Source organism: Ideonella aquatica (assembly GCF_018069755.1).
GTDB classification, from domain to species: domain Bacteria; phylum Pseudomonadota; class Gammaproteobacteria; order Burkholderiales; family Burkholderiaceae_C; genus Ideonella; species Ideonella aquatica.
This window is the reverse complement of the sequence record NZ_JAGQDE010000007.1, coordinates 141,422-153,368: the sequence shown is the minus strand read 5'-3', so window position 1 is coordinate 153,368 and position 11,947 is coordinate 141,422. Positions and strand designations below refer to the sequence as shown.

Here is an 11,947-nt window from a genome sequence, read left to right as displayed (position 1 = left end):
TCATGCGCGAAGAGCTGCGCCTCTTCTTCACTGCACTGCAGTTCTTCACCCGCGTGCCGGTGCCGGCCTGGGTGGGCTGGTCACCCGCGCAGCTCAATGCCTCGTCGCGGCACTTTCCCACCGTGGGCGCCTTGGTGGGCGCGGTCGGTGCGGCCGTGCTGCTGGGGGCGCTGCCACTGTGGTCGGCCCCGGTGGCGGTGCTGCTGTCCATGGCTGCGAGCGTGCTGCTCACCGGTGCCTTTCACGAGGACGGCTTTGCCGACAGCTGCGACGGCTTCGGCGGCGGCTTCACCCGCGAACGCGTGCTGGCGATCATGAAGGACTCGCGGGTGGGCAGCTACGCCACGATTGGCGTGGCCCTGCTGCTGGCGCTGAAGTACCAGTTGCTGCTGGGGCTGGTCGAGCGGCTGGACACGCTGATGCTGGCGGCCGCGCTGGTGGCCAGCCATGCGGTCAGCCGCCTGGCCGCACTGGGGGTGATGGCGCGACTGGACTATGTGCGCGACGACGACAGCGCCAAGTCCAAACCGATCGCCCAGACGCGTCCCGGCGCCGGCGCGCTGCTGTTTGCCACCACCGTGGCGCTGCTGCCCTGCGCGCCGCTGGGCACGGCCGCCGGGCCCGCGCTGCTGGGCGCGGTGCTGGTGTGGCTGGCCGCCGTGGCCTACCTGCGCCGCCGCCTGGGCGGCTACGTGGGCGACGCGCTGGGCGCCACGCAGCAGCTGGCCGAGATCGGCTTCCTGCTCGGCCTGAGCGCACGGGGCGGTGCATGGAGCTGATCCTGCTGCGCCATCCGGTGGTCGCCGCGCCGGCTGGCACCTGCTACGGCCAGGCGGACCTGCCGCTGCGCGAGCCGATGGAGCCGCCGCTGGCGCAGGTGCTCCAAGCCCTGCCCGCCGGCATCGACGCGCTGTGGAGCAGCCCGCTGCAGCGCGCCCGCGTGCTGGCCGAGGCACTGGCGCCCGCGCTGCGCTGCGCGCTGCAGATCGATGCACGCTGGCAGGAGCTGCACTTCGGCGCCTGGGAGGGCCGCCCCTGGTCGGCCATCGACCGCGCCGAGAGCGACCCCTGGGCCGCCGACCCCGAGCAGCAGGCGCCGCCCGGCGGCGAGACGCTGGCCGCGCTGCGCGCGCGCACCCACGCCGCGATGGACGCGCTGGCCGATCTGGCCGCCGCGCGCGTGCTGGTTGTGGCCCACGCCGGCCCGATCCGCGTGGCCCTGGCGCGCGCCCGCGGCCAGGCCGCCACCGAGGCGCTGGCGCAGCCGCTGGCCTTTGGTGGGCTGACCCGCCTGCAGCACCTTGGCGGCCAGTGGAGCGAGGCCGCATGAAGACCCTGATCCTGGGCGGCGCCCGCAGCGGCAAAAGCCGGCTCGCCGAGCAGCTGGCGCAAGGCAGCGGCCGCGCGGTCACCGTGATCGCCACCGCCCAGGCGCTGGACGACGAGATGGCCGCGCGCATCAGCGCCCACCGCGCCGCACGGCCCGCCCACTGGCGCTGCATCGAGGAGCCGCTGGCACTGGCCGCCGCGCTGCAGGCCGCCGATGCGCCCGGCGCGCTGCTGCTGGTCGACTGCCTGACGCTGTGGCTCAGCAACCTGCTGCAGGCGGGCGACGAACGCTGCATGGTCGAGCGCGCCGCGCTGCTGGAGACGCTGCCCATGCTGCAGGCCGAGTTGCTGCTGGTGGGCAACGAGGTGGGCCATGGCATCGTGCCGCTGGGCGCGCTGAACCGCCGCTTCGTCGATGAGAACGGCTGGCTGCACCAGGCGCTGGCCGAGCGCTGCGACGCGGTGCGCTTCGTGATGGCCGGCTGCGTGCTGCCGCTGAAGGGATGAGGACCATGCGCCTGCTCGCGATACTCTGGCTGGTCGGGTCGTGGGCGGTCGGTGCCCAGGCCGCGGTCAGCGCGCTGGACGACGAGGGCCGCACCGTCACGCTGCCGGCCCCGGCGCGGCGCATCGTCAGCGTCGCGCCGCACGCCACCGAGCTGCTGTTCGCCGCCGGTGCTGGCGCCCAGGTGGTGGCCACGGTGCGCTACGGCGACTATCCCGACGCGGCCAAGCGCCTGCCGGTGGTGGGCGATGCCAATCAGCTGGATCTGGAGCGCATTGCCGCGCTCAAACCGGACCTGATCGTGGTCTGGGCGCATGGCAACTCCGCCGCGCAGCTCGACCGGCTCAGGGCGCTGAAGCTGCCGCTGTTCCACAGCGAGCCGCGCGACCTGGCGCAGATCGGCGAGAGCCTGCGCCGCCTGGGCACGCTGGCCGGCACCCGTGCCGCGGCTGACACGGCCGCCGATGCCTACGCCGCCGAGCTGGCCGCACTGCGCCGCCAGTACGCCGCGCGGCCACCGCTGCGGGTCTTTTACCAGGTGTGGCACCAGCCGCTGCTGACGATCAACGACCGCCACCCGATCGCTGACATGATCCGCGGCTGCGGTGGCGTCAACGTCTTCGGCGCCGAGCCGCTGCTGGTGCCCACCGTCAGCCCCGAAGCGGTGCTGGCCGCGCGCCCGCAGGTGCTGGCCAGCAGCAGCGTCGAGACGCGTGACGACGAGACCCTGTCGCCCTGGCGCGGCCTGGCCCGCTTCGAGCCGGTGGCCAGGCAGGCGGTGGTGATGGTGCCGGCCGACCTGATCAGCCGCGCCTCGCCGCGCGCGCTGCAGGCGATGCGCCTGTTGTGCGAGGGCTTCGAGCAGGTGCGCGCGCGGCGCTGAACGGCGCGGCGACACAGGCCAGCAACATCCGCCCGCAGCCGCGGTGCTACGCTGGGCGTCTTCACGCTTTGCGGTTGCTGCCATGTCTGTTCTGCGCCGCCGTCTGCTGCTGACCGCGCCCGCGCTGGCGCTGGCCGGCTGCGCCGATCTCGCCCGCACCCCGCCCAGCGCCGCCGACACCAACCCCAGCCGCGTGCGCCGCTGGCTGGTGCGCCTGGCCTGGGGCGCCGATGCCGACACCCTGGCCCAGGTGCGCCAGACCGGCCTGTCGGCCTGGGTGTCGCAGCAGCTGCAGCCCACCACCACCGCGGCGCCGCTGCCCGCCGCGCTGCAGGCGCGCCTGGCCGAGCAGACCACGGCGCGCAGCGACCTGAGCACGCTGGTCTGGCAGATGCAGGCGCAGCGCAAGGAGGCCGTCGGCCTGGCCGACCCGCAGGCGCGCGAAAAGGCCTTCAAGGCCTGGCAGCAGGCGATGGCACAGCTGCAGCAGGAGGCCGCGGCGCGCCATCTGTGGCGTGCGGTGCATTCGCCGCGGCCGCTGCAGAGCCGCCTGGGCTGGTTCTGGCTCAACCACTTCAACGTGTTCCAGGGCAAGCAGGACCTGCGCGCGATGGTGGCCGACTACGACGAGCAGCTGCAGGCCCAGGCGCTGGGGCGCTTTCGCGACCTGCTGGGCGTGGCGCTGATGCACCCGGCCATGCTGCGCTACCTGGACAACGACCAGAATGCCGCCGGCCGCCTGAACGAGAACCTGGGCCGCGAGCTGCTGGAGCTGCACACGCTGGGCGTGGACGGCGGCTACACCCAGGCCGACGTGCTGGCGGCCGCGCGCGCCCTGACCGGCCTGGGCGTGGCCCAACCGCCCGAGCCGCGCGGCCCGTCCGTGCAGCGCCGTGGCCTGATGGCCTTCAACCCCGCACGCCACGACAACGCCCCCAAGGTTCTGCTGGGCGAGCCGCTGCCCGGCCAGGGGCTTGCCCAGGTCGAGGCGATGCTCGACCGCCTGGCCCGCCACCCCGCCACCGCGCGCCACATCACCCGCCGCCTGGCGCTGTACCTGCTGGGCCAGCCGCCGTCGCCAGCGCTGCATCAGCAGCTGGCACAGCGCTTCCTGGACAGCGATGGCCGCATCGCCGAGGTGCTGCGCACGCTGCTGGCCCACCCCGAGTTCGAGGCCTCGCTGGGCCAGGGCTTCAAGGACCCGGTCCACTGGGTGGTGTCGGCGCTGCGCGAGCAGCGCCCACCCGGCGCCGGGCTGCAGCCCGATCTGCCGGTGAGCTGGATGGCCCGCCTGGGCGAGGCCCCCTACCAGCGCGGCACGCCCGATGGCTACCCACTGGAGCGCACCGCCTGGGCCGCGCCGGGCCAGCTGGCACTGCGCTTCGAGCTGGCCCGCAGCATGGCGCTGCGCTGGCCCACGGTCTGGGGCCAGGCGGCCGACACACCACTGCCCGCCGACGGCGCCGACGGCTCCACGTCGGCCAGCACCCGCGAGGTGCTGGCCTCGGCACGCCGTCCGGCCGAGCGCCTGGCGCTGTGGTGGTCGTCGCCCGAGTTCATGAGCCATTGAAGGGGCCACCATGCAACGACGCCGATTCCTGCAGGCCACCACCGCACTGGGCGCCGCAGCGCCGCTGCTGCGCGGCTGGGCCGCTGCGCCCGAGCTGCCACGCTTCCTGCTGGTCTTTCTGCGTGGCGGCTACGACGGCGCCAGCCTGCTGCTGCCGCAGGACAGCGGCAGCCGTGCGTTCTATGCCGAGTCGCGCCCGCGCCTGGCGATCGCGCCGCCCGGCAGCGACGACGGCGCGCGCGCACTGGACAGCGACTGGGCCCTGGCTCCCGCCGTGGCCGACACCCTGCTGCCACTGTGGCAGGCACGGCAGCTGACCTTCGTGCCCTTTGCCGGCAGCCAGGACAACAACCGCAGCCACTTCGAAACGCAGGACCGCTTCGAGCTGGGCCTGCCCGTCGGCCAGGCCGTGGGCAGCGAGGGCCGCAGCGGCTTCCTGGCGCGCCTGGCGATCGAGCTGGGCCTGGCCACGCGCGAGCACGCCGGGCGCGAGCTGCTGTCCTTCACCGAGCAGCTGCCGCTGGTGCTGCAAGGCGCCGGGCCGGTGGGCAATGTCTCGCTGCGCAACCTCGGCCGGCCGGCGCTGGACGAGCGTCAGATGACTCTGCTGAGCCGCCTGTACGCCGGCCACCCGCTGGAGGCCGCGGTGCAGGAGGGCCTGGCCACGCGCGGCGAGGTGATGCGCGAGATGGCCGCTGAACCGATGGACCCGGGCCGCCGCGCGGTGGCGGCCTCGGCCTTCGCCAACGAGGCCCGGCGCATCGGTCGGCTGATGCGCGAACGCGTGGCGCTGGGCTTTGTCGACGTGGGCGGCTGGGACACCCACGCCAACCAGGGTGCGGCCACCGGCGTGCTGGCCAACCGGCTGGCCGAGCTGTCCACCGGCCTGGCTGCGCTGGCTGCCGAGATGGGCCCCACCTGGCAGCGCTGCACCGTGCTGGTGGCCAGCGAGTTCGGCCGCACCTGGCGCGAGAACGGCACCCGCGGCACCGACCACGGCCACGGCAGCGTCTGCTGGCTGCTGGGCGGCGCGCTGCGCGGTGGCCGCATCGCCGGGGAACAGGTGGTACTGGGCCAGCCCACCCTGCACCAGAACCGCGACTGGCCCGTGTTGAACGACTACCGGCCGCTGTTGGCCGGCCTGTGGGCGCGGCAGTACGGGCTGTCGGCCGAGCGGCTGGCGCGCGTCTTTCCGCAGGCCGCGCCACGCGATCTGGGTCTGGTCTGACCCGTCCGAACGTCAGTCAGCGCACAGATCCTGGTAGAGCTGCGCGCCCAGGCTGCCCGCCTCCACCGGCTTGAGCTGCACCGGCCCCGCTTCGGGGCCGAAGTACATGCGCGCATCGCGGCAGTCGCCGCGCAGCAGGAACTGGCGCTGCCAGGCCGGCTCGGCGCGCAACACCTGCACCAAGGCGTCGCGCAGACCGTCGTCGCGCCGGCGCACAAACTGGGCGGTGTTGGCCGGGTCGACAAGGCTAAAGCGCAGGCCCTGCGCAGTGAACAGCTCGCGCCGCGAGGCCGCGTCGGGCAGCGTCAGCTTCAAGCCGTCACGCTCCAGCTGCGAGGGCGCGGTGGGCGGCTTGATCATCGTCGGGTCGCGCAGATTGGGGTTGCTCTGTGCCATCACGGCACCGGTCACGCAGGCGCCGGTCAGCGCCAGCCACAGCCAGGCGCCGGCACAGAGCGATCGCGAGCGACAGCAGGTGTTCATCGCCCCAGTATAGGCAGCGTCCGCCGAGCAGGACCATTCAAGTCGCTTGAACGGCGCCGCCAAGCCCTTCGCACCGTCGCGGCAGGCGGCGGGCCGACCATCACGGCACAGGCAGCCCCATCGGGCCGCCGCCCACCGAAAGGACTGCCCCATGGCCCGCATCGTCATCGTCTTCCACAGTGGCTACGGCCACACCGCCAAGATCGCCCAGGCGGTCGCCGCCACCTCGGGCGCCACGCTGCTGCCCATCGACGCCAACGGCGACCTGCCCGAGGGCGGCTGGGACACGCTGGCCGCCGCCGACACCATCGTCTTCGGTGCGCCCACCTACATGGGCATGGCCAGCTGGCAGTTCAAGAAGTTTGCCGACGCCTCCAGCAAGGCCTGGTTCACCCAGGCCTGGAAGGACAAGCTGTTCGCCGGCTTCACCAACTCGGCCACGATGAACGGCGACAAGCACAGCACCCTGCACTACATGATGACGCTGGCGATGCAGCACAGCGGCCTGTGGGTGGGCACCGGCATGATGCCCAGCAACAGCAAGGCGGCCACGCGCGACGACATCAACTTTGTCGGCTCCTCGGGCGGCCTGATGACCAGCACGCCCTCCGACGCCTCGGTCGACGAGATGGTGCCGGGCGATCTGGCCACCGCCGCGAAGTTCGGCGAGCGCCTGGCCGCCGTGACGCAGGCCGTCAAGGCCTGATCACTCGGCCGGCAGCGTCGCCAGCAGCGCCATGCCCGCGGCCATCACCGCCGCGGTCAGCCACAGCGCGCCGGTGAAGCGGCCGCTGGCCTGCGCCATCGCGCCGGCCAGCGCCGGTGCCACCACCTGCGCGGCGCCGTAGCTCAGCGTCAGCCGTGCCATGGCCTTGCCCGGGTTGCGCGGCGCGCGCCGGCCGGCCAGCGCCAGCGTCAGGCTGACGATGCCAATGAAGGTGGCGCCATAGCCCAGCGCGCCCAGCAGCGCCGCGCCCAGCGAGCCCGACAGCGCCGGCGCGATCACCGCCAGCGTCTGCAGGCCGAAGGCCAGCAGCAGCGCGCGCTGCTCGCCCAGGCGGCGCGCCACACGGTCCCACAGCGCCACCGCCGGCATCGCGGCGATGCCCACCAGCGCCCACATGAAGGCGCCCTGCCCGGCCAGTGCCGGCTCGCGCTCGACGATGGCGACGGTGAAGGTGGCGCTGATCACAAAGCCCCAGCCGGCGGCGAAGTAGCTGCCGACCATGGTCAGCAGCCAGCGCCTGGACGGGCCGCTGCCGTCATCGGCCACGCTGGCCGGCGCTGGCGGCACCGGCGGGCGCCACAGCCAGGCCGGCACCAGAAAGACCGCCCCCACCACCGCCAGCATCAGCCAGGGCGGCCGCCAGTCACCGGGCCACAGGCGTGTGAAGCCCCAGGCACTGAGCGCCGAGACCACGATGCCCAGGCCGATGCCGATGAAGTACAGGCCCAGCTCGGGCCGCCGCCCCGAGCGCATCAGCCAGCCCAGCACCAGGCCCGAGCCCAGCAGCATGCCCGCCGCGCCGCACAGGCCACCCAGGTAGCGCAGCAGCAGCCAGCCCGGGTACCAGGCCGCCAGGCCGGTGGCCGCGGTGCCCAGCACCGCCACCCACAGGCCCGCACTGTAGAGCCGGTGGCGCCAGGCGGGCGAGTCGATCCACGCCGCCAGCAGCGCACCGCTCATGTAGCCGGCGTAGTTGACCGCGGCCAGCACGCCCGCCGCGGCATCGCCCAGCCCGGTGTGGGCCTGCAGCGAAGGCAGCAGCGGCGTGAAGGCAAAGCGCGCCAGGCCCAGCGTCAACACCAGCGCGCAGATGCCGCCGGTGATCACCTGCCAGGGTTGCAGGTGCTTGTCAGCGGCACCCATCAAAACGGGCCGTCCGCCAGCCAGCGCTCGATCTGCGGCTTGCGGTCATTGCCCCAGAAGGGCTCGCCATCGACCATGAAGAAGGGCGCGCCGAAGACACCGCCGGCAATGGCGGCCTCATTGGCGCTGCGCAGGCGGTTCTTCCACAGCGGGTCGCTCCAGGCGGCCTCGGCGGCCTCGGCGTCCAGCCCCGACTCGGCGCACAGCGCCTTCAGCGCCGCCGCATCCGAGAGGTTGACGCCGCGGGTGAAGAAGGCACGGAAGGCGCTACGCGCCCAGCGCGCCGCCGCTTCGGGGCCGCCATCGTCGTGCAGCCACCAGAAGACACGCGCGGCGTTGTGCGTGGCGATCGGGAACACCTCGGGCGCCACATAGGGCAGCCGCTCGAAGCGCGCCGAGCGGGCGAAGTCGCGCAGCGAGTACTCGCGCTTGAGCGGATACGACACCGGGCTCTTGAGCTCGGCCGCCTGGAAGGTGGCGCCCAGCAAGATGGCATGGCGCTGCACCGTGCGGCCATGGCGCGCCGCCAAGGCATCGATCCATTCGTTGGCAATGTAGGAATACGGCGACGAGAAGTCGAACCAGAACTGGATCGGGGCACGCAGATTCATGCCCGGTACCTTAGCGCGCCGCGCAGTCAGCGTCATGGGGGTCGGCCCCGCAGTGATGACCAAAATGCCACAGAGCGATTGACCGCGGTCACGCGCGGCGGCGGCGCGCTGGCTAGGATCGCGCGATGTCCCTGGAACTGCCGATCGCCCTGCTCGCGCTGGCCCTGGCGCTGTGGCTGCGGCCCTGGCGCTCGGTCGCCGCGGGCGGCCCGCCCTGGCCCTGGCTGGCCTGGTGGGCCGTGATGCCCTGGCTCTGGAGCGCCGACCATGTGGCGCGCATCCCGCTGGCCCAGCCCTTGTCGGGCGCTTGTCTGCTGGTGCTGATGGCCGGCTGGCCGATGGCCATGCTGGGCGTGGCCACGGTGGCCGCCGTGGCCGGCACCGTGACCGGGCTCACCCCCGAGGCCACGCTGGCCCGCGCCGTCTGGCTGGGCGTGGTGCCCGGCACGCTGGCGCTGGTGCTGGGCGCCGGCGTGCGCCGCTGGCTGCCGCACCACCTGATGGTCTACATCCTGGGCCGCGGCTTCTTTGCGTCGCTGTTCTCGCTGACGCTGGCCGGCGCCGCCGCCATGCTGTGGAACGGCGTGCCCGAGGGCTTGAGCGCCAGCGAGCTGATGATCGGCCGCTGGTTGGCCGCCTGGGGCGATGCCTTCCTCACCGGCATGGTGGTGGCGATCTTCGTGGCCTACAAGCCGGAGTGGCTGGCCACCTATTCGGACCGGCTGTACCTGCCGCGCTGAAGCTCGTCCCGGCGGCGCGGCTGGCCAAAATGGGCCAAGGATTCCAGCATCGCGCCATGAGCACGATGAACAGGTCCCTGCCCTGGCCCCAGACCGTGCCCACGCGGTCTGGCCACCTCGGGCGACACCAGGTCGGCCGGCAGTTCGGCGCTGGCGCCGACGCCCAGGGCAGGCCCCTGGGAGGCTCGGCCATGAACCACCCACGACCCGGCGCCCTCACACGGCCTGGTTGATTGCGGTTCTCCGCAAGGCACCTGGCGCCGGCTGTTCGGGCGCCCGACAAGTCGATCAGTCGGCCGGCCCGTCCGTGGGCCGGGATCGCTGGGCCAGCAGGCGCTTGCGTACCGCGTAGATGTTGTTGCGCAGCGCGTACAGCTCGTCGGCATAGGACAGCGGCACCGCAATGCGGTGGGTGACACGGTCCAATTCATCCAGCTCGTCAAGCAAGGCGTCGCGCTCGCCGGTGCCGGCTTCCAGCTTGGCTTCCACCTCGCGCAGTCGCGCATACCAGCGGAACACCCGCGAGCGCACGCGGAAGGTGTAGAGCGGCGGCACCACGCGCGACAGCGGAAGCATCAGCACCAGCAGGCCGCCGACCACCAGCCACATGCGTTCCAGCAGGTTGCCGGCCCAGAAGGGCAGGTAGCGCGCCCAGGCCGGCGGCGTGCCGTTGATCGCGCGGTCGCCCTCGGCGCTGACCGCAAGCTCGCTGGTGCGGGTGTTGGGGAAATCGCGCGTGCCATTGAACCAGCCGGCCTCGCCGTGCTGGCCCAGGGCCGCCTGCGCGAACAGCTGGCGCAGCGCCGGGTGCGTCTGCTCGCGCGCCAGCAGGGCGGTTGTGGTGGCCAGCAGCGGCACGTCCTGGGGCGGCACATCAGCCCCCACGTCCACCACACCGCGCGGCAGCCTCACGGTGGACAGGAAGGGCAGGTGGCGCGAATAGGCCTCGTTCTGCTCGAAGGCCATCAGCGCGATGGCCGGGTCGCGCAGCAGCGTGCGGATCAGGCTGGCCTGCGGCGCCGACATCAGCACCGCGGCGTCCAAGCGGCCCTGGCGCAGGGCCTCGCCGGCGGCGTCGGGCGCTGCGTTGGACAGCCGCAGATCGGTCGGCTTCAGCTGGTTGAGCGCCAGCAGCTTCTCGACAATCTGGGGGACACCGCTGCCGTCCTGATCCACACTGACGCGCAGACCGCGCAACTGGGCCAGGCGCTGCAGTTCGCCGCCGGGCTGGCGGCGCGCGATGCCGAGATCGCGGCGATAAAAGATCCAGATCGGCTCATAGAACAGGCTGCCCAGCGAGACGATGCCGGCCTCGGTATCGGCCACCGGATCGGCCATGCCGCCACGGACGAAGCCCACATCGGCCGCACCCGCGCGCAGAAGGGCCAGATTGTCCTGCGCGCCTTCGCTGGCGAGCAGATCCACCTGGATGCGCTCGCGCGCCAGCGCTTTCGCGTAGCCCTCTCCGAAGCCGGCGTAGGCACTTCCGGCCGGGCCGGTGGCCAGCCTGACCTGGCGCGGCGGCTGCGGATCGAGCCACCAGTAGGCCGCTATCAACAGGCCCCCGCCGAGCAGCAACAGAGGGCCCAGCGAAATCATCATGTCGCGCAGCGTCTGCAGCAGCAGGCGCAGGCTGCGGGTGGCTTGCCAATGGTGAATCGGGGTCATGGTGGGCCATTCTGCCGATCCATCGCCAGGCTTGGGCGCCTTGCCGATGGCGGACCGACCCAAGGTCTGCAAAGCGCGCCGGACCATGGCACTCCCTGTCGCTGGCAGAACGGCCGCTCACCCGGCGGCGTCGGCGTCAGGCAGCGCGCTTTCTGTCAAACAGGGAGGGTGGCTCACAGGTCAGCATGAGCGGGTTGGACCCTGGTCGCAGAGAAGTAAAGTACCTTGACTTTCCAGGTGACACGGCCGTCGAGCGCGATGCTGCCACACCTACGTAGAAACTCGTCTCGAAGAGAGGCGCGTTGGTCTATGGTCAGTGCATGGAGTTCATACATGCCGCCAAACCAGGCCCACGCCTGAAGAGGTGTGCCATCTTGAGCGATCAGGCACGACTTGGAAATGAAGTCGGTGAAGCCGACCAGGAGCTCAGCGATCGACGATGGCGAAGAAAACAATCTGCTTCTGAACCGAATGTCCCTCCATTCAGGGAGCCTCTCGTATTGAGAGAGCAACTCACTGAAAACGGCCTGGACCTGCGACTTTGGCGGCGCTACACCGACAACCGCCGAAAGGCGACCACCTGGGCGGAGGACTCGCTCTATTTCAGCGACAACCAAGTGCTCCTGCTCGAACAGCATGAGGGCCATGTGGCTCAAGACCAGGTCGAAGGTCTGGGCTGCAAATGGAAGCGCCTGCGCTCGTCCTAACTGCAGAGTCGCCCGAGGCCCAAGCAGACCACGGGCGTGGACCAGTTCTTCGGGGCTCATGTCGACACCGAACAACTCTGTGGATGTGGGTGCTCTACTGGCGAGGATATTGAGAAGTTGTCCATCGCCGCAGGCCAAGTCCAGCACGGCGGCCGCAGGCCGCGCGGAATTCAAGGAGCTTGCCAGGAGCTCATAGGTCGATGGGTACTCCTCGGCGTTGTCAAACTTGACCGGGAGGGCCGACATGGCACGCCAAGTTGCGCCTTGATCGGAGCTGTGCGCGTGCGCGAGAAATCTCTCTATCTTGAGCAGAGGTAGTGTCATGCAGGGCCCTTGCGTTGAACGCTTATCTG

Annotated in this window: 13 protein-coding genes; 8 read left to right on the top strand and 5 right to left on the bottom strand. The window is 71.8% G+C overall.

Features of this window, described 5'->3' with window-relative positions; genetic code table 11:
• The first annotated feature begins 2 nt into the window (after nt 1-2).
• The 6 genes from KAK06_RS10300 (at nt 3) to KAK06_RS10275 (ending at nt 5,515) form a co-directional block, all read left to right on the top strand.
• Complete coding sequence (locus KAK06_RS10300) at nt 3-779, top strand: adenosylcobinamide-GDP ribazoletransferase (protein WP_210801948.1); 777 nt, start codon at nt 3-5, stop codon at nt 777-779.
• The gene (locus KAK06_RS10295) at nt 770-1,330 is read left to right on the top strand and encodes a histidine phosphatase family protein (protein WP_210801946.1); all 561 of its coding nucleotides are present in this window, start codon (nt 770-772) and stop codon (nt 1,328-1,330) included. The genes KAK06_RS10300 and KAK06_RS10295 overlap by 10 nt, the downstream gene beginning before the upstream one ends.
• On the top strand, nt 1,327-1,836 hold the full coding sequence (gene cobU, locus KAK06_RS10290; RefSeq protein ID WP_210801944.1) for a bifunctional adenosylcobinamide kinase/adenosylcobinamide-phosphate guanylyltransferase: 510 nt from the start codon (nt 1,327-1,329) through the stop codon (nt 1,834-1,836). The genes KAK06_RS10295 and cobU overlap by 4 nt, the downstream gene beginning before the upstream one ends.
• 5 nt (nt 1,837-1,841) lie before the next feature.
• Nucleotides 1,842-2,717: a helical backbone metal receptor gene (locus KAK06_RS10285; protein WP_310741064.1), complete on the top strand. Its 876-nt coding sequence runs from the start codon at nt 1,842-1,844 to the stop codon at nt 2,715-2,717.
• A gap of 82 nt (nt 2,718-2,799) precedes the next feature.
• Nucleotides 2,800-4,287 (top strand): DUF1800 domain-containing protein, encoded by a 1,488-nt coding sequence (locus tag KAK06_RS10280; RefSeq protein WP_210801941.1) that lies wholly within the window; start codon nt 2,800-2,802, stop codon nt 4,285-4,287.
• A 10-nt stretch (nt 4,288-4,297) separates the two neighbouring features.
• The gene (locus KAK06_RS10275; protein WP_210801939.1) at nt 4,298-5,515 is read left to right on the top strand and encodes a DUF1501 domain-containing protein; all 1,218 of its coding nucleotides are present in this window, start codon (nt 4,298-4,300) and stop codon (nt 5,513-5,515) included.
• A 12-nt stretch (nt 5,516-5,527) separates the two neighbouring features.
• On the opposite strand, the gene KAK06_RS10270 is transcribed toward KAK06_RS10275, so the two are convergent.
• Nucleotides 5,528-5,998 carry a hypothetical protein gene (locus KAK06_RS10270; protein ID WP_210801937.1) on the bottom strand — a complete coding sequence of 157 codons (471 nt, stop codon included), beginning with the start codon at nt 5,996-5,998 and terminating at the stop codon, nt 5,528-5,530.
• Nucleotides 5,999-6,149: 151 nt separating this feature from the next.
• Here KAK06_RS10270 and KAK06_RS10265 point away from each other — a divergent pair, with 151 nt between their 5' ends.
• Nucleotides 6,150-6,704: a flavodoxin family protein gene (locus tag KAK06_RS10265; protein WP_210801935.1), complete on the top strand. Its 555-nt coding sequence runs from the start codon at nt 6,150-6,152 to the stop codon at nt 6,702-6,704.
• Here KAK06_RS10265 and KAK06_RS10260 read toward each other — a convergent pair whose 3' ends face one another.
• A complete protein-coding gene (locus KAK06_RS10260; RefSeq protein ID WP_210801933.1) occupies nt 6,705-7,868 on the bottom strand; it encodes a YbfB/YjiJ family MFS transporter in 1,164 nt (387 codons plus the stop codon).
• Nucleotides 7,868-8,479, bottom strand: a complete 612-nt coding sequence (locus KAK06_RS10255; protein ID WP_210801932.1) for a 2-hydroxychromene-2-carboxylate isomerase — start codon at nt 8,477-8,479, stop codon at nt 7,868-7,870. The genes KAK06_RS10260 and KAK06_RS10255 overlap by 1 nt, the downstream gene beginning before the upstream one ends.
• A 125-nt stretch (nt 8,480-8,604) precedes the next feature.
• Between KAK06_RS10255 and KAK06_RS10250 the strand changes: the two genes are divergently transcribed.
• Nucleotides 8,605-9,219 carry a hypothetical protein gene (locus KAK06_RS10250; RefSeq protein ID WP_210801930.1) on the top strand — a complete coding sequence of 205 codons (615 nt, stop codon included), beginning with the start codon at nt 8,605-8,607 and terminating at the stop codon, nt 9,217-9,219.
• A gap of 288 nt (nt 9,220-9,507) precedes the next feature.
• Here KAK06_RS10250 and KAK06_RS10245 read toward each other — a convergent pair whose 3' ends face one another.
• Both KAK06_RS10245 and KAK06_RS10240 read right to left on the bottom strand, forming a co-directional pair.
• On the bottom strand, nt 9,508-10,887 hold the full coding sequence (locus KAK06_RS10245; protein ID WP_210801928.1) for a TAXI family TRAP transporter solute-binding subunit: 1,380 nt from the start codon (nt 10,885-10,887) through the stop codon (nt 9,508-9,510).
• 173 nt (nt 10,888-11,060) lie between these two features.
• Complete coding sequence (locus KAK06_RS10240) at nt 11,061-11,918, bottom strand: class I SAM-dependent methyltransferase (RefSeq protein ID WP_210801927.1); 858 nt, start codon at nt 11,916-11,918, stop codon at nt 11,061-11,063.
• Nucleotides 11,919-11,947 lie beyond the last annotated feature (29 nt).

What these genes read in the sequence shown, in the direction of transcription:
- KAK06_RS10270 (WP_210801937.1), bottom strand. Translation starts at nt 5,998, where the DNA reads ATGAACACCTGCTGTCGCTCGCGATCGCTCTGTGCCGGCGCCTGGCTG.
- KAK06_RS10260 (WP_210801933.1), bottom strand. Translation starts at nt 7,868, where the DNA reads ATGGGTGCCGCTGACAAGCACCTGCAACCCTGGCAGGTGATCACCGGC.
- KAK06_RS10275 (WP_210801939.1), top strand. Translation starts at nt 4,298, where the DNA reads ATGCAACGACGCCGATTCCTGCAGGCCACCACCGCACTGGGCGCCGCA.
- KAK06_RS10300 (WP_210801948.1), top strand. Translation starts at nt 3, where the DNA reads ATGCGCGAAGAGCTGCGCCTCTTCTTCACTGCACTGCAGTTCTTCACC.
- cobU (WP_210801944.1), top strand. Translation starts at nt 1,327, where the DNA reads ATGAAGACCCTGATCCTGGGCGGCGCCCGCAGCGGCAAAAGCCGGCTC.
- KAK06_RS10280 (WP_210801941.1), top strand. Translation starts at nt 2,800, where the DNA reads ATGTCTGTTCTGCGCCGCCGTCTGCTGCTGACCGCGCCCGCGCTGGCG.
- KAK06_RS10240 (WP_210801927.1), bottom strand. Translation starts at nt 11,918, where the DNA reads ATGACACTACCTCTGCTCAAGATAGAGAGATTTCTCGCGCACGCGCAC.
- KAK06_RS10295 (WP_210801946.1), top strand. Translation starts at nt 770, where the DNA reads ATGGAGCTGATCCTGCTGCGCCATCCGGTGGTCGCCGCGCCGGCTGGC.
- KAK06_RS10265 (WP_210801935.1), top strand. Translation starts at nt 6,150, where the DNA reads ATGGCCCGCATCGTCATCGTCTTCCACAGTGGCTACGGCCACACCGCC.
- KAK06_RS10250 (WP_210801930.1), top strand. Translation starts at nt 8,605, where the DNA reads ATGTCCCTGGAACTGCCGATCGCCCTGCTCGCGCTGGCCCTGGCGCTG.
- KAK06_RS10245 (WP_210801928.1), bottom strand. Translation starts at nt 10,887, where the DNA reads ATGACCCCGATTCACCATTGGCAAGCCACCCGCAGCCTGCGCCTGCTG.
- KAK06_RS10285 (WP_310741064.1), top strand. Translation starts at nt 1,842, where the DNA reads ATGCGCCTGCTCGCGATACTCTGGCTGGTCGGGTCGTGGGCGGTCGGT.
- KAK06_RS10255 (WP_210801932.1), bottom strand. Translation starts at nt 8,479, where the DNA reads ATGAATCTGCGTGCCCCGATCCAGTTCTGGTTCGACTTCTCGTCGCCG.